This is a genomic window from Enterobacter cloacae complex sp. XAL002 (genome assembly GCF_049236805.1).
Classification (GTDB): Bacteria; Pseudomonadota; Gammaproteobacteria; order Enterobacterales; family Enterobacteriaceae; genus Enterobacter; species Enterobacter intestinihominis.
Window position 1 is genome coordinate 28,477 of record NZ_JBMKJN010000020.1, and the last position, 18,359, is coordinate 46,835.

Here is an 18,359-nt window from a genome sequence, read left to right on the forward strand (position 1 = left end):
AGCCAGTTCACCCAGCAAAGACCCGTCAAGATGACCAAACCCTTACAAAAGCCCACCATTCTGAATGTTGAAACCGTCGCAAAATCGCGTCTGTTTAATGTTGAAAGCGTGGATCTGGAGTTCAGCAACGGTGTGCGTCGTGTTTATGAGCGTATGCGCCCCTCCTCGCGTGAAGCGGTGATGATAGTGCCTATCGTCGACGAGCACCTGATCCTCATTCGTGAATACGCCGTGGGTACAGAATCCTACGAGCTGGGCTTCTCCAAAGGACTGATCGATCCGGGTGAAACGGTGTTTGAAGCGGCAAACCGGGAGCTGAAAGAAGAGGTCGGCTTTGGCGCGAAAGAGCTGACGTTCCTGAAAAAGCTGAGCATGGCGCCGTCCTATTTCTCCAGCAAAATGAACATTGTTGTCGCGGAAGATCTCTATCCTGAATCGCTGGAAGGAGACGAGCCGGAACCGCTGCCGCAGGTTCGCTGGCCGCTGGCTCATCTGATGGATTTGCTGGAAGATCCTGACTTTAACGAGGCACGCAACGTGAGCGCACTGTTCCTGGTGCGGGAGTGGCTGAAGGGGCAGGGGCGTTTGTAGCGCCACCATTAAAAACGGCAACCGAAGGTTGCCGTTTTGCATTACGCTGTAGGCCGGGTCAGGCGTCGCCACCGCCCGGCTTTTTTGTTGGCGTCAGAAGAGCTCGTGCGTTTCGCCGTTATCAATGATTTCGGTACCCACCTCATGCACCGCCTGCGTGGTTGGCTGCGTACCCTCGATGAAATACTCGGCACGGCTGTTGCCGCCATTCGCGAGCTGTCCGGTGCTGCGGTCAATATTGATCGTGACAATGCCCGGCGGAGGCGTTAGCGGCTGCTCCGGCACGCCCTCGAGAGCGGCCTTCATGTAAGCATCCCAGGCCGGTTGCGCACTCTTAGCCCCGCCCTCGTAACCGGAAATCTGATCTTTAATCGCGCCAGAAGCGGTTGTGCGCCCCAGAGTGCGGCGGTGATCGTCAAAACCAATCCAGACCGAGGTGACAACGCCCGGGCCATAACCTGAGAACCAGGCATCTTTTGAGCTGTTGGTTGTGCCTGTTTTGCCGCCGATGTCGCGGCGCTGCAAATCGCGGCCCGCTCGCCAGCCGGTGCCTTGCCAGCCCGGTTCGCCAAAGATGTTGGTGTTCAGCGCGCTCTTAATCAGGAACGACAGCGGCGTGCTGATCACGTGTGGAGCATACTCCTGCGCGCCACTCTGGGCGACCAGCGCCTGATTGGCCTGTTCCAGCTGAGGCTGCGGCACCGCCAGATTCTGACGTTCCTGAGAGATGGCAACATCTTCCATATCCTTGTTTTCAAGGACATTGGATTTTGGCGTGTCGCCGTAAATCACCGGAATATCGCATTCAGGGCAGGCAATTTTCGGCTTCGCTTCAAACAGTACGCCGCCCTGATCGTTCTCGATTTTGCTGATGAAATACGGATCGACCAGGAAGCCGCCGTTTGCCATTACCGAGTAGCCACGTGCGACCTGGAGCGGCGTGAAGGACGCGGAGCCGAGCGCCAAAGATTCGGTATGAACGATGTTTTGCGCCGGGAAGCCGAAGCGTTGCAGATACTCTGCCGCATAATCAACGCCCATCGCACGCATCGCGCGAACCATGACCACGTTCTTCGACTGGCCAAGGCCCTGACGCAGACGGATAGGGCCAGCGTATTGCGCCGGAGAGTTCTTCGGCTGCCAGTCAGAGCCCGCACCGGCGTCCCATCGGGAGATTGGCACGTCGTTGAGAATGCTGGCGAGCGTTAGCCCCTTGTCCATCGCCGCGGTATACAGGAACGGTTTGATGTTCGAACCGACCTGACGCAGCGCCTGGGTTGCGCGGTTAAATTTGCTCTGGTTGAAATCGAACCCGCCAACCAGCGCCATCACGGCACCGTTCTGCGGATTGATGGAGACCAGGGCAGAGTTGACGTCCGGCACCTGTGCCAGCCACCAGGCATCGCCTACCTGACGCACCCAGATTTGTTGTCCGGTTTGTACCACATCCGTCACTTTACGTGGAGTAGGCCCCTGAAGGGTGTCAGAACGGTACGGACGCGCCCAGCGGATACCCTCCATACGCAGCGAAACGGATGTACCATCGGCCATCATCGCCACCGCTTCCTGCGGATCGGCCTGGGTGACCACCGCCGGACGCAGCGGGCCATAGGTCGGCAGCGCTTTCAGGGAATCAGTAATTTTTTTGCTGTCCCATGCGCCTTCGCCCACTCTCCACAGCACGTTGGACGGGCCGCGATAGCCGTGACGCATATCGTAATCCATCACGTTATTACGCACCGCCTGCTGGGCAGCCTGCTGCACCTTGCGGGTCACGGTGGTATAAACGCGATAGCCGTCTTCATATGCTTTGTCGCCGTAGCGGCGCACCATCTCCTGGCGAACCATTTCCGTCAGATACGGCGATGAGAAAGCAATTTCCGGTGCATGGTAATTGGCATCAATCACATCGCTGCGTGCCCGATCGTACTCATCCTGGCTGATGTAGCCTTCGCTCAACATACGCGATAGCACAACGTTACGGCGCGCGGTGGCGCGGTCCAGCGAATAGAGCGGGTTAAACGTTGATGGCGCTTTTGGCAGGCCGGCAATGGTCGCCATTTCGCTCAGCGTGAGCTGATCGATCGACTTACCGAAATAGACCTGAGCCGCAGCCCCTACGCCATAGGCGCGGTAGCCCAGATAGATCTTGTTGAGGTAAAGCTCAAGGATCTCGTCTTTGCTCAGCAGTTGCTCAATGCGGATCGCGAGGAACACTTCTTTGATCTTACGTATCAGCGTCTTTTCCGGGCTGAGGAAGAAGTTACGCGCCAGCTGCTGGGTAATGGTACTTGCCCCCTGAGAGGCATGACCGGAGAACAGCGCCACGCTTGCCGCACGGAAAATACCGACCGGATCGACACCGTGGTGCTCGTAAAAACGGCTGTCCTCGGTGGCGATAAAAGCCTTCACCATCACGGGTGGAATTTGATTTAAGGTCAGTGGGATACGACGTTTCTCGCCGTATTGCGCCATCAGTTCACCATCGGCGCTATAGACCTGCATAGGGATCTGAAGCCGCACATCACGAAGTGTGGCGACATCAGGGAGTTGCGGCTCGACATATTTGTACAAACCAATAATCGAGCCTGCTCCCAGCAGAATGCAACAGACTGCAAGGATCAATAAATACTTTACGAACTTCACCGGAGATTTCCCATTTGGTTTAGCCTGGGCAGTTTCTAAACAATCGCGCGGTAGTATAAAGGCAAGCCTGATTCATTGATATAGCCGTCACTCCGACGGGCGATAAGGAGATCGTGAAGCATGGCTTTTAAAACGTGGCAAACAGGCGTTCATATTCAACAGGATAAGGTGATTGCCGTGGCGCTGACCAGAGAGCGGGCCGGCTGGCGTTTACGGCGCTGGTGGGCGGTGCCGCTGTCGGACGGGGTTATCGGTGAAGGCAAAATACTTAAGCCAGAACAACTGGTTAACGCATTACGTGGCTGGCGGAAAACATTGCCGCACTCGCATCGGGTATTTCTCTCATTTCCGGCAACGCGCGTTCTGCAACGCGCGTTGCCCCGTCCATCCGTTACCTTGCGTGACAGCGAACAGCTCACCTGGGTAGGCGCCGCATTAGCGCGTGAGCTGGAGATGCCTCCCGATACGCTCTGCTTTGACTACGCGCAGGATACGTTCAGCAACACTTTTCAGGTTACCGCCGCGCAAAACAGAGAGGTCGATACCCTGTTGTCGCTGGCGAAAGCGCTGCGTTTGCGCCTGGCCGCAATCGTCCCGGATGCCGGCGCACTGGCTAATCTTCTCTCTGCTGTTGCCCCCGTCCGGTGCGTAGCCTGGAGGGATAAACACCAGTGGCTGTGGGCGATGCGTCACCAGTGGGGGCGGCGCTACACCACAGAAGCGGCGACGGTGAATGAGCTGGCGGCGTTGCTTGCGCTTTCTCCTTCTGATATCGCCGTGTTTGATGCTGCCCGCGATCCGTGGGAAGCGGTGACGCTGTGTCAGCCGCCGTTGCCAGAATGTGGTGCTGATTACACCGTCGCCCTGGCGCTGGCCATGAGCGAGGCGCCGTAATGAGCATGCCCAATCTTTTACCCTGGCGTCGGCAGCAACGTAATCAGCGCCTGCGTTTTTGGGGGCTGCTGCTTACCGCCTCATTGTTGGTGATGCTGGCGGGAGGCGTCAGCCTTCGGGCGACGCAGACTCTCGCGTCACAGGCGTTGCAGAGCGATCTGGCGGGAACGCGTGCGGTGCAGAAGGTATTGAAAGCCCGTCAGCCGCAGTCTGCGGGGGTGGAAACCCCTTCGCAGCCGCCTGAGACGGTGGCATGGCAACCCGCGCTTGAATCCCTTGCCAGTGCAATGCCCCGGCAGGCGTGGCTGACGGCGCTGCGTTATCAGCCACCCTCGCTGATCCTGACGGGCTATACCACCTCACTCCCGACGCTCTCCGCCATGACCGATGCGCTGAAAAGGGTGACGGGGTTTAACCCCGGACCGGCAGGCGAATTGCAACAGGATAGCCAGGGGCGATGGATGTTCTCTTTTCAACTGCATAGCCGGAGGTAGCCAGTGGGCATCTGGTATCAACGCTGGACAGATGCACGTCCTTCCCGGCGCGTCCTTTGCTGGTTGATCGCGTCGGGGATCGTTGCGTTTGCGATTTGGGGAGCGCTGCTCAGACCCGCTGCTCTGTGCTACGCCGGTATTCAGGTGCAGGCCAGCAGTGCGAAGCGAATCAACGCCTCGCTGTGGCCAAAGGCCGGGCGGCGACCTGTGGTTACGCAAGTGAAGCCGGTGCAGCCCTTTTCTCCGCTGGCATTTCAGCGTGAGGACGCAAGGCTGGTGTACTGGAAACCGCAGCAGAGTGGGGGAGAGCTGGCGCTGGATGCCTTATGGGGCGCAGTTCCGGCGCTCTTTTCCCGGCTGGCGCTTGAGAACGTGCGGGTGAGCGCGTTTTCCATCACCCCACAGGGAAAACAGCTACGCCTTAGCCTGCAACTGGAGATCGGTCATGCGCAGTAAAACCCGTTTGCTGATCCTGCTTTCTCCGCTTTTCCTGACCGGGATGCGGGATCCCTTCTCCGTGCCGGAAGAGCGTTGCGCAGCAGGGCAACTCAGCCAGTGGCGGTATCAGGGAGTCGTCAGCGGCAGCAGGGATATCGGCCTTATGCAGGACGGGCAGAACCGCTGGCACCGGGTAAAAACGCAGATGCGGTTACCGCCAGGCTGGCGGGTGAGTGCGATAGATACACAACAACTGACCGTTGATGTCGGCGAGATGTGCGAGCCGAAACGATGGACATGGCAGCGAGAAGGAACGAAAAAAAGTGAAGATATGGATAGGGCTGTTACTGGCGGCACTCAGCCAGCCCCTGTGGGCCGCGACGCCAAAACCGGTCACCCTGCTGGTGGATGATGTCCCGGTGGTGCAGGTATTACAGGCGATGGTAGCGCAGGAGGATCGCAATCTGGTGGTGTCGCCGGATGTCAGCGGTTCGCTTTCGCTGAATCTAACGCGGGTGCCCTGGAGGCAGGCGCTTCAGACGGTAGTGAACAGTGCCGGGCTGGTATTGCGGGAAGAGGGCGGCATTTTTTATGTGCATACGGCGGCCTGGCAGCGGGAGCAACAGACGCGTAAAGAGCAGGAGCGGGCCCAGCGTCTGCTCGACGCTCCGCTGCTCTCTCACAGCATTCCGTTTGCTTATGCGGATGCGGCCGAATTGCAAAAAGCGGCGGAAAAGCTCTTAAGCCCGAAAGGCAGTCTCGCCGTCGACAAGCGCACCAACCGTCTCCTGGTCAGGGATAACAAGTCGGTGGTGGATATGCTCCAGCGCTGGGCAGCGCAGATGGATCTGCCCGTCGAGCAGGTAGAACTGGCGGCGCAGATTGTGACCATCAGTGAAAAAAGCCTGCGTGAACTGGGGGTGAAATGGAACCTCGCTGACGCAACGGAGGCCGGTAAGGTGGGTCAGGTCACGACGTTGGGCGCTGACCTGTCGGTGGCCAGTGCAACCACACACGTTGGGTTTAATATCGGGCGCATCAACGGCAGGATGCTGGATCTTGAGTTGTCGGCGCTTGAGCAAAAGCAGCAGGTGGATATCATCGCCAGCCCGCGGCTACTGGCGTCGCACATGCAGCCGGCCAGCATCAAGCAGGGCAGCGAAATCCCGTATCAGGTTTCCAGCGGCGAAAGCGGGGCGACCTCCGTTGAGTTTAAAGAGGCGGTATTAGGCATGGAGGTCACGCCGGTGGTGCTCCCGGGCGGCCGCGTTCGACTGAAGCTGCATATCAGTGAAAATATGCCTGGCCAGGTGCTGCAACAGGCGGACGGCGAAACGCTGGCGATTGATAAGCAGGAGATCGAAACGCAGGTAGAAGTAAAAAGTGGGGAAACGCTCGCGCTGGGCGGGATCTTTTCGCAAAAGAATAAAACCGGACGCGACAGCGTGCCCGTGCTGGGCAACATTCCGTGGCTGGGTCAGTTGTTCCGCCATGACGGAAAAGATAACGAACGGCGCGAGTTAGTGGTGTTTATCACGCCACGTCTGGTCAGTATTCATTAATGGGTAACGATCCCCGCAATGATTTTGCATTCAGTTTGTTGCAGATGTTTGACGTGGGGCATGAATTAGCATACAAGGAGTACCGATTTGAGTTGGACTTACGTCTTATTTCCTTATGCGCCGGGAACGGTGATTTAATCAGTTGCCAAACAAGCCGGAGTATTGAGATAATTTTTCGTCTGACTCTCGCTCTATTGCAAATGAGGTTTCAGTTCATGTCCTGCTACGCCGGGTGTCTGCGCAGCGGGGATTACCATTAACGAATAGTCTTAGTAGTACCGAAAAAATGGCAGAGAAACGCAATATCTTTCTGGTTGGGCCTATGGGTGCCGGCAAAAGCACTATTGGGCGTCAGTTAGCTCAACAACTCAATATGGAATTTTACGATTCTGATCAAGAGATTGAGAAACGAACCGGAGCGGATGTGGGCTGGGTCTTCGACGTAGAAGGCGAAGAAGGTTTCCGTGACCGAGAAGAAAAAGTGATCAACGAACTCACGGAAAAACAGGGCATTGTGCTGGCAACAGGCGGCGGCTCTGTAAAATCTCGCGAAACCCGCAACCGTCTCTCCGCCCGTGGCGTAGTGGTCTATCTTGAGACGACCATCGAAAAACAGCTGGCACGCACGCAGCGTGATAAAAAGCGCCCGTTGTTGCAGGTTGAAACACCGCCACGTGAAGTTCTGGAAGCTTTGGCCGATGAACGCAATCCTCTGTACGAAGAGATTGCTGATGTGACCATTCGTACTGACGATCAAAGCGCTAAAGTGGTTGCAAACCAGATTATTCATATGCTGGAAAGCAACTGATTCTGGCTTTATATACACTCGCCTGCGGGTAAAAGCATTTAAGGTGGATGTCGCGTCATGGAGAGGATTACAGTTACTCTCGGGGAACGTAGTTACCCTATCACCATCGCGGCTGGTTTGTTTAACGATCCAGCTTCCTTCTTACCACTGAAAGCGGGTGATCAGGCGATGCTGGTCACCAACGAGACGCTGGCTCCGCTTTATCTCGACCGTGTACGCCACCTGCTTGAGCAGGCGGGCGTGAAGGTCGACAGTGTGATTCTGCCCGATGGCGAGCAGTACAAAAGCCTGACGGTACTGGATACCGTCTTTACCGCACTTCTGCAAAAACCGCACGGTCGTGATACAACACTGCTTGCCCTGGGCGGCGGCGTTGTGGGCGATCTGACCGGTTTTGCAGCCGCCAGCTACCAGCGCGGTGTGCGCTTTATTCAAATTCCAACCACGTTGCTCTCACAGGTCGATTCTTCTGTGGGCGGTAAAACGGCGGTTAACCATCCGCTCGGCAAAAACATGATTGGCGCGTTCTACCAGCCTGCATCGGTGGTGGTGGATCTCGACTGTCTGCAAACCTTGCCAGCGCGCGAACTGGCGTCCGGCCTTGCAGAAGTGATCAAATACGGCATTATTCTTGACGGTGAGTTCTTCACCTGGCTGGAAGAGAATATGGATGCGCTGCTGCGCCTCGATGGGCAGGCAATGGCCTACTGTATTCGCCGTTGCTGTGAGCTGAAAGCAGAAGTCGTTGCCGCAGATGAGCGTGAAACCGGCTTACGTGCTTTACTGAATCTGGGGCATACGTTTGGTCATGCGATCGAAGCCGAAATGGGCTACGGTAACTGGCTTCACGGTGAAGCTGTCGCTGCCGGAATGGTCATGGCGGCCCGTGCCTCTGAACGTCTGGGGCAGTTCAGGCCGGAAGAGACAGCACGTATCATCACGTTGCTTAAACGTGCTGGCTTGCCGGTGAGTGGTCCGCAGGAAATGTCTGCGCAAGCGTACCTTCCCCACATGATGCGCGATAAAAAAGTATTGGCAGGTGAGATGCGTCTGGTACTCCCGCTTGCAATAGGGAAAAGTGAAGTGCGCGGCGGAGTGCCGCACGAAGTCGTACTTGGCGCTATTGCTGATTGTCAGCAGGCGTAACAACTAGAAAGGTCAGGCTGCTGTAACAGGTGGTCGTTTTAGCTTCAGGTAAATGCAGAGTCGTTGGCAGAAGCCTTTGAGTGGGGTGTTAAATGGATGAATTCAAACCAGAAGACGAGCTGAAACCCGATCCCAGCGATCGTCGTACTGGTCGTTCTCGTCAATCTTCAGAACGTGATAACGAGCCGCAGATCAACTTTGACGATGTCGATCTGGATGCAGACGATCGTCGCCCTTCGCGTAGCCGTAACGCGCGAAATGAGCGTGAAGACGAGGAGTATGAATCCGAAGAAGAGTTAATGGATGAACAGCCTGTTGAACGTCGTCCGCGCAAACGTAAAAAAGCGGTAGCGGCAAAACCGGCCTCCCGTCAGTACATCATGATGGGCCTTGGCGTTCTGGTTCTGGTATTGCTGATTGTCGGCATTGGTTCCGCGCTAAAAGCACCTTCTACCCATTCTACCGAGCAGACAGCGTCTGCCGAGAAGAGCATCGACCTGTCTGGTAACGATGCGAGCAACCAGGCGAATGGCGCTCAGCCAGCGCCGGGCACCACTTCCGCAGAGCAGACCGCAGGTAACACCACCGCCGGTCAGGATATCTCTCTGCCGCCCGTCTCTGCGACCCCAACTCAGGGCCAGGCGCCTGTTACGCCGGAGGGCCAGCAGCGTGTTGAAGTTCAGGGCGATCTGAATAACGCGCTGACGCAGCCGCAGAATCAGGAGCAGGTTAACGCTGCCGTGGTGAACTCCACGCTGCCTACTGAACCTGCCACCGTTGCGCCAGTTCATGGCAGCAATGCCCAGCAGCAAACGGCGGCAACGGAAACCAAACCGCGCCAGACGCAGACTGCGGCGCGTCAGGAGCGTAAGCAGGCTGTGATTGAGCCGAAGCGTGAGACGAAACCGCAGACCGTGGCAAAAGCGCCAGAAACGAAAGCGCCAGCGCAGACAAAACCTGCGGTGAGCCAACCGGTTAAAGCGCCAACGCCTGCGGCAACCGCTGCACCTAAAGCAACGGCGACCACAACCGCGCCTGCTGCAACTGCGGCACCGGCTGCTACGCCAACCGCTAGCGCATCCAGCACCGCGGCAGGTAAAACGACGGGTAACGTGGGTTCTCTGAAATCCGCATCATCCAGCAACTACACGTTGCAGCTGAGCAGTTCGTCTAACTACGACAACCTCAACGCCTGGGCGAAGAAATCGAATCTGAAAAACTTTGTGGTTTATCAGACGACCCGTAACGGACAGCCTTGGTACGTTCTGGTAAGCGGAGTTTATGCCTCAAAAGATGAAGCAAAACGTGCCGTTTCCACGCTACCAGCCGATGTGCAGGCGAAAAACCCGTGGGCGAAGCCAATTCATCAGGTGCAGGCCGATCTGAAGTAATGTTTAAAGCGCAGGATGCTGTCGGAGCTTTCTCCACAGCCGGAGAAGGTGTAATCAGTTAGTCAGCATGAAAAAAAATCGCGCTTTTCTTAAATGGGCAGGGGGGAAATACCCCCTGCTCGACGATATTAAAAAGCACCTGCCGAAAGGCGAGTGTCTTATCGAGCCCTTCGTGGGTGCTGGATCGGTATTCCTGAATACCGATTTTTCTCGTTATATCCTGGCGGATATCAACAGCGACCTTATCAGCCTCTATAACATCGTCAAACTGCGTACCGATGAGTATGTGGAAGAGGCGCGGAAGCTGTTTACGCCAGAGAACAACAACCCGGACATTTACTATCAGTTCCGCGCTGAGTTTAATCAGAGCCAGGACCCGTTCCGTCGCGCGCTGTTGTTTCTTTATCTCAACCGCCATGGCTACAACGGTCTGTGCCGGTATAATCTGCGTGGCGAGTTTAACGTGCCGTTTGGCCGCTATAAGCGTCCCTATTTCCCGCAGGACGAGCTGTATCACTTTGCTGAAAAAGCGCAGAATGCCGAGTTCTACTGTCTCTCCTATGAAGAGTGCATGGAGCTGGCGGGTGTAAACTCGGTGGTCTACTGTGACCCGCCTTACGCGCCGCTGTCTGCCACGGCAAATTTCACCGCCTACCACACCAACAGCTTCAGCCCGGCCGAGCAGGCGCGTCTGGCTGAGATGGCGGAAAAGCTGGTCAGCAAAAGAATTCCGGTGTTAATTTCGAATCACGACACGCCTGATACGCGCGAATGGTACAAAGCCGCGAAGCATTTTCAGGTAAAAGTGCGGCGTAGCATTAGCAGCAACGGCGGCACACGTAAAAAGGTGGACGAACTTCTGGCGCTTTATCGACCCTGAGCCTTTGCCCGCCGGTAAACACATTTCAAGGAGATGCGGATGAAACAGTTTTTGATTGCCCCCTCAATTCTGTCGGCCGATTTTGCCCGCCTGGGTGAAGACACTGCCAAAGCTCTCGCGGCTGGCGCGGATGTCGTCCATTTCGACGTTATGGATAACCACTACGTTCCCAACCTGACCATCGGTCCGATGGTGCTTAAAGCACTGCGTAACTACGGGATCACCGCGCCCATTGACGTGCATCTGATGGTGAAACCGGTTGACCGCATCGTGCCTGATTTCGCCGCGGCGGGTGCCAGCATCATCACTTTCCACCCGGAAGCCTCCGAACACGTTGACCGCACGCTACAGCTGATCAAAGAGAACGGCTGTAAGGCGGGACTGGTCTTTAACCCGGCGACCCCGCTGAGCTATCTCGACTACGTGATGGACAAGCTGGACGTGATCCTGCTGATGTCCGTCAACCCGGGCTTTGGCGGCCAGTCGTTTATCCCTCAGACCCTCGACAAACTGCGTGAAGTGCGCCGCCGTATTGATGAGTCTGGCTATGATATTCGCCTGGAAGTGGATGGCGGCGTGAAGGTCAATAACATCGGTGAGATTGCGGCGGCAGGAGCGGATATGTTCGTCGCAGGCTCCGCCATCTTCGATCAACCGGATTACAAAAAAGTCATTGATGAAATGCGCCGTGAACTGGCGAAGGTAAGTCATGGATAAATTGCAGGCTATTCGGGGTGTAGCATTTGACCTCGACGGCACGCTGGTCGACAGCGCGCCTGGATTAACCCGCGCCGTCGATCAGGCGCTGTATGCCCTTGAACTCCCCGTTGCGGGCGAAGAGCGCGTCGTGACGTGGATTGGTAACGGTGCAGACGTGCTGATGGAGCGCGCGCTGACCTGGGCTCGTCAGGAACGTGCCTCTCAGCGTTCTGCGCAAGGGAAACCGAGTGTTGACCACGCGGATATTCCCCAGGATGAGCAGCAGCGTATTCTGCGCAAACTGTTCGACCGTTTCTACGAAGAGACCGTCGAAGAGGGCAGCTTCCTGTTCCCGGATGTCGCTGAAACGCTGAGCGCGCTACATGCGAAAGGCATCCCGCTGGGGCTGGTGACCAACAAGCCAACACCGTTCGTTGCGCCTCTGCTGGAAGCGCTGGATATCGCGAAATACTTCTCCGTAATTGTGGGCGGCGATGACGTGCAGAATAAAAAGCCGCATCCGGAACCGCTATTGCTGGTGGCAGGAAAATTATCCTTAGCGCCTGCGGAGCTGCTCTTTGTCGGGGATTCCCGCAATGATATTCTGGCTGCCAGAGCGGCAGGTTGCCCGTCTGTTGGGTTGACCTACGGCTACAACTACGGTGAAGCCATTACGCTGAGTGAGCCGGACGTTGTGTTCGACCACTTCAAAGATTTGTTGCCCGCACTCGGGCTCTCGCACAGTGAACATCAGGAATTGAATAATGACTAAGCCCATCGTTTTTAGTGGCGCACAGCCTTCAGGTGAACTGACCATTGGTAACTACATGGGTGCGTTACGTCAGTGGGTGAGCATGCAGGATGACTACCACTGCATTTACTGCATCGTGGATTTGCATGCTATCACCGCGCGTCAGGATCCCGAGAAGCTGCGCAAGGCGACGCTCGATACGCTGGCGCTGTACCTGGCGTGCGGTATCGATCCAGAGAAGAGCACCATTTTCGTTCAGTCTCACGTACCAGAGCACGCGCAGCTGGGCTGGGCGCTGAACTGCTACACCTATTTCGGCGAGCTGAGCCGCATGACCCAGTTCAAGGATAAATCTGCGCGCTACTCTGAAAACATCAACGCCGGTCTGTTTGATTATCCGGTGCTGATGGCGGCAGATATTCTGCTGTACCAGACCAACCAGGTACCAGTGGGTGAAGACCAGAAGCAGCACCTGGAGCTGAGCCGCGATATCGCCCAGCGCTTCAATGCGCTTTACGGCGACGTGTTCAAAGTGCCTGAGCCGTTTATTCCGAAATCCGGCGCGCGCGTGATGTCGCTGCTGGAGCCGACCAAAAAGATGTCCAAGTCTGACGATAACCGCAACAACGTTATCGGCCTGCTGGAAGATCCGAAATCGGTGGTGAAAAAGCTCAAGCGTGCGGTGACCGACTCCGACGAGCCGCCAGTGGTGCGCTACGACGTGCAGAACAAAGCGGGCGTATCCAACCTGCTGGACATTCTCTCCGGTGTGACCGGACAGAGCATCCCTGAGCTGGAAAAACACTTTGAAGGCAAGATGTACGGCCACCTGAAAGGTGAAGTGGCAGACGCCGTTTCCGGCATGCTGACCGAGTTGCAGGAGCGCTATCACCGTTACCGTAACGACGAAGCTTTCCTGCAAAAAGTGATGAAAGAGGGCGCGGAAAAAGCCAGCGCGCGCGCCTCCGAAACCCTGAAAGCGGTGTACGACGCGATTGGGTTTGTGGCGAAACCTTAAGCCGCTTTGCCGGGTGGCGCTTACGCTTACCCGGCCTACGGGACCGTGTAGGTCGGGTAAGGCGGAGCCGCCACCCGACAAAACTGACGAAAAAAAAACCGGGAAATCCCCGGTTTTTTTACGCCTGAAAAACGCTTACTGCTGTGCCGCCGGGCCGCAACCGCCAATGATCTTCGAAATGGAGATCGCCGGGTGAAGCAGGTAATCGTAGCTGCAATTATTTTTAGTATTTTGAACGTGACCGGTGCAGGCCGTCAGAGTTGTTAACAGGCCGACCAGAACGGCAGCTTTTGCCAGTTTGAACATACGCATTCCTTGTCAATAAAATCAAAAAATTGGATGTAACACGAGGGAATAAATGGAAAAGTTCCATTACGCGGGCGGTATGTTATCGACTGAGGTAAGAAGGGAGTAGTCCGCTTCAAGACTACTCCCGGGAGAGAGATTGTGCGTTAGTGGCTGGAGAACCAGTTCAGTTTTTCACGCAGTGCTACCACGCGGCCCACCACGATCAGCGCCGGGCTTTCAACCTGCTGCGCCAGCTCGCCCAGCTGCGTCAGTACGCCATCGACCACGCGCTGCGTAATGGCGGTACCGTTTTCTACCAGTGCGACCGGCATATCTGCTTCCATGCCGTGCTCCAGCAGTTTCGCCTGAATCGTGGCTGCCTGATTTAGCCCCATATAGAAGACCAACGTCTGCTTTTCAGCGGCCAGATTATGCCAGTCCAGCTCGCTGCCGGTTTTCAGGTGGCCCGTCACCAGGCGCACGCTCTGGGCATAGTCGCGATGGGTTAACGGAATGCCGGAATAGGCAGAACAGCCGGATGCCGCCGTAATGCCCGGCACCACGGAGAACGGAATGCCCGCGTTGCAGAGAGTTTCCAGCTCCTCGCCGCCGCGACCAAAGATAAACGGATCGCCCCCTTTCAAACGCACCACGCGCTTACCTTTTTGCGCTTCCCGCAGCAGGATCTGGTTGATCTCCTCCTGCGGTACGCAGTGATAACCTGCCCGTTTGCCGACGAATACGCGGTCAGCATCGCGGCGCACCAGATTCATGATGTCATCAGAGACCAGACGGTCATACACCACGATGTCCGCCTGCTGGATCTGCTGGAGACCCTTCAGCGTCAGCAAGCCCGCATCGCCGGGACCTGCGCCCACCAGTACCACTTCACCGCGATGATCCAGCGGTTCAGAGAGGAGTTGCTCGGTCGTCTCTTCAACCGCTTTGGCGTCCTGATTGGCTAGCGACTGCGCCAGCCTGTCGTTGACAAAGAACTTCTCCCAGAAGCGACGGCGTTCGCCCACGGTTGCGAAGGTTTGCTTCACGCGGGAACGCAGCTGCCCGGCGTAATGGGCAATCTGACCAAGGTGTTGAGGCAGCACGGCTTCCAGTTTTTCCCGCAGCAGACGGGCAAGAACGGGCGAGCGGCCACCGGACGACACCGCAATCATCAGCGGCGAGCGGTCGATAATGGATGGCATGATAAAGCTCGCCTCTTTCGGCGCATCCACCACGTTACAGAAGATGCGGCGCGCTTCGCAGGCGTCGCTGACGCGCTGGTTAACGTCATCGTTATCCGTTGCGGCGATGGTCAGCCAGCAGGTATCCAGCAGGGATTCATCAAATTCGCCCTGCACCTGCGTGAGCATCCCTTCCTGCGCCCAGACGTCAAACTGTGGGGCGAAGGTGAGGGCGTTAACGGTCAGTCGGGCGCCCGCCTCTAACAGCAGGCGCGCCTTGCGTTCAGCCACATCGCCGCCGCCCACGAGCAGGCAGTCGCGGTTGCGTAATTGACAAAAAATCGGCAGGTGATCCACGACGTTACCTCACAGTATTCATGGCGGGGGAAGAATTGACGTCAGGATAACAGCAGGAATCGTACAGAACATACGGTTTTTCCTGCCGTTACCCATAAGGGGTCATAAGCCTTTCCTATTGAAAAGGCGAGGGGTTACGCTTTCAGCTGCACCTCGCCGTCCTTCACGCGGACGTCGTAGTGTTTGACCGAGAAGCTTTCATCTTCCATGCAGCGCCCGTCGGTTAAGCGGAAGCGCTGCTTTTTCAGCGGGCTGGCAACCCACAGTTCGCCCTGGTGCTCCGCAATCAGACCGCGGGAGAGCACGCTGGCCTCGAAGAACGGGTCGATATTGCTGATGGCAAAAACCTGTTCATCGTGGCGAGGGCGGAAAATCGCTACCTGCTCGTTGCCCAGCAGGGCACAGACGCCGGTTGCTGGCAGAATGTCGTTAATGTTGCAGATGTTTACCCACTGGCTCATGCGTTTTCCTCCACCAGCATCACCGGAATACGTTCATACGGGGTCGCTGGACGATGCTGTTCGCGCTCCGGCACCACCTGCACGTTCGGGTCGCGCTGGGTGCTGTTGATAAAGTGTTTGAAGCGCGTCTGCGCCGCTGGCGTGTTCACGGTTTCGGTCCACTCGCAGATAACCGCCTCGCGCAGGCGAGTCATCTCGGATTCCAGCTGTTCATTCAGGCCCAGCTTGTCGTCGATAATGACTGACTTCAGATAGTCGATGCCGCCTTCGAGATTATCCAGCCATGACGCGGTACGGGTCAGCTTATCGGCGGTACGAATGTAGAACATCATGAAGCGGTCGAGGTATTTGATCAGCGTATCGCGATCGAGATCGGCAGCCAGCAGATCGGCGTGGCGAGGTTTCATCCCGCCGTTACCGCACACGTACAGGTTCCAGCCTTTCTCGGTGGCGATAATACCCACGTCTTTACCCTGTGCTTCCGCACATTCACGGGTACACCCTGAGACGCCGAACTTCATTTTGTGCGGCGTACGGATGCCTTTGTAGCGGTTTTCCAGCTCGACGCCGAAGCCCACGCTGTCGCCCACGCCGTAGCGGCACCAGGTGCTGCCCACGCAGGTTTTCGCCATGCGCAGCGCCTTGGCGTACGCGTGACCGGTTTCGAAGCCCGCCTCAATCAGCTGACGCCAGATTTCCGGCAGATCATCTTTCTGCGCACCGAACAGGCCGATACGCTGGGAACCGGTGATTTTGGTGTACAGATTAAACTCACGGGCGATACGGCCCACGGCGACCAGCCCTTCAGGGGTAATTTCTCCCCCGGCAGAACGCGGGATCACCGAGTAAGTCCCGTCTTTCTGAATATTGGCCAGGAAGTTATCGTTGGTGTCCTGAAGCGGAGTGTGTTCTGGTTTGAGCACATATTCGTTCCAGCAGGACGCAAGCAGGGAACCGACGGTAGGCTTACATACTTCACAGCCATAGCCCTGGCCGTGTTTCTCCAGCAGTTCGTCGAAGGACTTAATGCCTTCCACGCGGATCAGGTGGTACAGCTCCTGGCGTGAGTAAGCGAAGTGCTCGCACAGGTTGTTGTTCACTTCAATGCCCTGTTTTGCCAGCTCGGCGTTCAGCACCTGGGTGACCAGCGGGATACAGCCGCCGCAGCCGGTCCCGGCTTTGGTTTCCGCCTTCAGCGCCGCAACGGTGTGGCAGCCTTTGTTAATGGCGGAGATCAGCATGCCTTTGGTGACGTCGAAGCAGGAGCAGATTTGCGCGCTGTCCGGCAGTTTATCCACGCCAATGGACGGCTTACCGCTGGAGGCGTGCGCCGGGAGGATCAGCGCATCCGGGTTTTCCGGCAGCTCAATGGCGTTCAGCACCAGCTGGAGCAGGTTGCCGAAGTCGCTGGTGTCGCCCACCAGCACCGCCCCGAGCAGGGTTTTGTTGTCCTGGCTGACGATAAGACGTTTGTAGACTTCTTTGCTTTCGTCCAGATAAACATAGCTGCGGGAGTTCGGGGTGCGACCATGCGCATCGCCAATACCGCCCACGTCCACGCCCAGCAGCTTCAGCTTCGCGCTCATGTCTGCGCCGGTGAAGGCATTTTCGCTGCCGAGGATATGGTCAACGGCGACCTGCGCCATTTTGTACCCAGGTGCAACCAGACCGTATACGCGGTTATTCCAGCTGGCGCATTCGCCGATGGCGTAGATGTCCGGATCGGAGGTCTGGCAGGTATCGTTGATCATGATCCCGCCGCGCTGCGCAACGGCCAGACCGCACTGAGTAGCCAGCTTGTCGCGCGGGCGAATGCCGGTGGAGAAGACGATGAAATCCACTTCCAGCTCGCTGCCGTCGGCAAAGCGCATGGTTTTACGCGCTTCAGTGCCTTCCTGCACGATCTCTTTGGTGTTCTTGCTGGTGTGAACCTTCACGCCCATGCTTTCGATTTTACGGCGTAACTGGTCGCCACCCATATGGTCCAGCTGCTCCGCCATCAGCATCGGGGCAAATTCGATGACGTGGGTTTCAACGCCGAGGTTTTTCAGTGCGCCTGCCGCTTCCAGACCCAGCAGACCACCGCCGACAACCGCGCCACGTTTGCTTCGACGTGCGCAGGATTCAATGGCGTTGAGGTCTTCAATGGTACGGTAAACGAAGCAATCCTGGGTTTCCGAACCTTTAATCGGCGGGATCCACGGATACGAGCCTGTCGCCATGATCAGCTTATCGTAAAAAACCGTGCGTCCGGCGCTGGAGTGGATCACTTTCTCCTGACGGTTGATGGTGATAGCGCGTTCGCCCACCAGCACTTTTACGCCATGCTTCTCGTAGAAACCTTCACGCACCAGAGAGAGTTCTTCGGCGGTATGGTGAGAGAAGTAGGAAGACAAGTGCACACGGTCGTACGCCTTGCGGGGTTCTTCACAGAACACGGTAATATCGAACTGGTTAGCATCGGCTTTATCGAGAAGATCCTCAATAAAGCGGTGGCCGACCATGCCGTTACCGATGATAGCGAGTCTGACTTTGCTCATTTTTGCCTCGATTTCTTTTCTATTACTGCCTACCTTAACGATTCAGCAGGGGCACTTATTGATGCAAATCAAATACGCCTTCACCTACCCCTTAGGGGGTATATCTATGATTTGTCAGGATTTTTATAAGTTACGGATATTGTTTGATTTTTGTGCTTGCTTGTTTTTCGCACAATTTTGGTGGGGTTTTTTACCCATCGGCGGGCAGGGCGGG

At 56.6% G+C, this 18,359-nt stretch carries 18 protein-coding genes; 13 read left to right on the top strand and 5 right to left on the bottom strand.

Annotated features, from left to right (window positions below; all coding sequences use genetic code 11):
* The first annotated feature begins 30 nt into the window (after positions 1-30).
* Entirely contained in the window at positions 31-591 is a 561-nt protein-coding gene (gene nudE / locus ACOT0L_RS17695) for an ADP compounds hydrolase NudE (RefSeq protein WP_003861622.1), read from the top strand.
* Positions 592-684: 93 nt separating this feature from the next.
* On the opposite strand, the gene mrcA is transcribed toward nudE, so the two are convergent.
* A complete protein-coding gene (mrcA, locus tag ACOT0L_RS17700) occupies positions 685-3,237 on the bottom strand; it encodes a peptidoglycan glycosyltransferase/peptidoglycan DD-transpeptidase MrcA (RefSeq protein WP_045308980.1) in 2,553 nt (850 codons plus the stop codon).
* A 120-nt stretch (positions 3,238-3,357) separates the two neighbouring features.
* Between mrcA and pilM the strand changes: the two genes are divergently transcribed.
* The 12 genes from pilM (at position 3,358) to trpS (ending at position 13,318) form a co-directional block, all read left to right on the top strand.
* Positions 3,358-4,131 carry a pilus assembly protein PilM gene (gene pilM, locus ACOT0L_RS17705; RefSeq protein WP_022649626.1) on the top strand — a complete coding sequence of 258 codons (774 nt, stop codon included), beginning with the start codon at positions 3,358-3,360 and terminating at the stop codon, positions 4,129-4,131.
* Positions 4,131-4,625, top strand: a complete 495-nt coding sequence (locus ACOT0L_RS17710; RefSeq protein ID WP_126503854.1) for a PilN domain-containing protein — start codon at positions 4,131-4,133, stop codon at positions 4,623-4,625. The genes pilM and ACOT0L_RS17710 overlap by 1 nt, the downstream gene beginning before the upstream one ends.
* Before the next feature lie 3 nt (positions 4,626-4,628).
* Positions 4,629-5,081 carry a hypothetical protein gene (locus ACOT0L_RS17715; RefSeq protein ID WP_063850319.1) on the top strand — a complete coding sequence of 151 codons (453 nt, stop codon included), beginning with the start codon at positions 4,629-4,631 and terminating at the stop codon, positions 5,079-5,081.
* Positions 5,071-5,475, top strand: a complete 405-nt coding sequence (locus ACOT0L_RS17720) for a HofP DNA utilization family protein (RefSeq protein ID WP_032621951.1) — start codon at positions 5,071-5,073, stop codon at positions 5,473-5,475. The genes ACOT0L_RS17715 and ACOT0L_RS17720 overlap by 11 nt, the downstream gene beginning before the upstream one ends.
* On the top strand, positions 5,387-6,625 hold the full coding sequence (gene hofQ, locus ACOT0L_RS17725) for a DNA uptake porin HofQ (RefSeq protein WP_063841660.1): 1,239 nt from the start codon (positions 5,387-5,389) through the stop codon (positions 6,623-6,625). The genes ACOT0L_RS17720 and hofQ overlap by 89 nt, the downstream gene beginning before the upstream one ends.
* Before the next feature lie 286 nt (positions 6,626-6,911).
* The gene (gene aroK / locus ACOT0L_RS17730) at positions 6,912-7,433 is read left to right on the top strand and encodes a shikimate kinase AroK (RefSeq protein ID WP_003861630.1); all 522 of its coding nucleotides are present in this window, start codon (positions 6,912-6,914) and stop codon (positions 7,431-7,433) included.
* A gap of 57 nt (positions 7,434-7,490) precedes the next feature.
* A complete protein-coding gene (gene aroB / locus ACOT0L_RS17735) occupies positions 7,491-8,579 on the top strand; it encodes a 3-dehydroquinate synthase (protein ID WP_022649622.1) in 1,089 nt (362 codons plus the stop codon).
* 92 nt (positions 8,580-8,671) lie between these two features.
* Positions 8,672-9,970 carry a cell division protein DamX gene (gene damX / locus ACOT0L_RS17740; protein WP_126503855.1) on the top strand — a complete coding sequence of 433 codons (1,299 nt, stop codon included), beginning with the start codon at positions 8,672-8,674 and terminating at the stop codon, positions 9,968-9,970.
* A 67-nt stretch (positions 9,971-10,037) separates the two neighbouring features.
* Positions 10,038-10,850 (top strand): adenine-specific DNA-methyltransferase, encoded by an 813-nt coding sequence (gene dam / locus ACOT0L_RS17745; RefSeq protein WP_022649620.1) that lies wholly within the window; start codon positions 10,038-10,040, stop codon positions 10,848-10,850.
* Between the two features lie 39 nt (positions 10,851-10,889).
* A complete protein-coding gene (gene rpe / locus ACOT0L_RS17750) occupies positions 10,890-11,567 on the top strand; it encodes a ribulose-phosphate 3-epimerase (RefSeq protein WP_003861634.1) in 678 nt (225 codons plus the stop codon).
* A complete protein-coding gene (gph, locus tag ACOT0L_RS17755) occupies positions 11,560-12,321 on the top strand; it encodes a phosphoglycolate phosphatase (protein WP_017384158.1) in 762 nt (253 codons plus the stop codon). The genes rpe and gph overlap by 8 nt, the downstream gene beginning before the upstream one ends.
* Complete coding sequence (trpS, locus tag ACOT0L_RS17760) at positions 12,314-13,318, top strand: tryptophan--tRNA ligase (RefSeq protein WP_015571430.1); 1,005 nt, start codon at positions 12,314-12,316, stop codon at positions 13,316-13,318. Before gph ends, trpS begins: the two co-directional genes overlap by 8 nt.
* A 135-nt stretch (positions 13,319-13,453) precedes the next feature.
* On the opposite strand, the gene ACOT0L_RS17765 is transcribed toward trpS, so the two are convergent.
* From ACOT0L_RS17765 to nirB, 4 genes are all read right to left on the bottom strand, one after another.
* Positions 13,454-13,624, bottom strand: a complete 171-nt coding sequence (locus tag ACOT0L_RS17765; RefSeq protein ID WP_003861638.1) for a YhfL family protein — start codon at positions 13,622-13,624, stop codon at positions 13,454-13,456.
* Positions 13,625-13,770: 146 nt separating this feature from the next.
* A complete protein-coding gene (cysG, locus tag ACOT0L_RS17770; protein ID WP_022649618.1) occupies positions 13,771-15,144 on the bottom strand; it encodes a siroheme synthase CysG in 1,374 nt (457 codons plus the stop codon).
* A 134-nt stretch (positions 15,145-15,278) separates the two neighbouring features.
* Positions 15,279-15,605: a nitrite reductase small subunit NirD gene (nirD, locus tag ACOT0L_RS17775; protein ID WP_022649617.1), complete on the bottom strand. Its 327-nt coding sequence runs from the start codon at positions 15,603-15,605 to the stop codon at positions 15,279-15,281.
* The gene (gene nirB, locus ACOT0L_RS17780) at positions 15,602-18,145 is read right to left on the bottom strand and encodes a nitrite reductase large subunit NirB (RefSeq protein WP_022649616.1); all 2,544 of its coding nucleotides are present in this window, start codon (positions 18,143-18,145) and stop codon (positions 15,602-15,604) included. Before nirB ends, nirD begins: the two co-directional genes overlap by 4 nt.
* Positions 18,146-18,359: the final 214 nt, after the last annotated feature.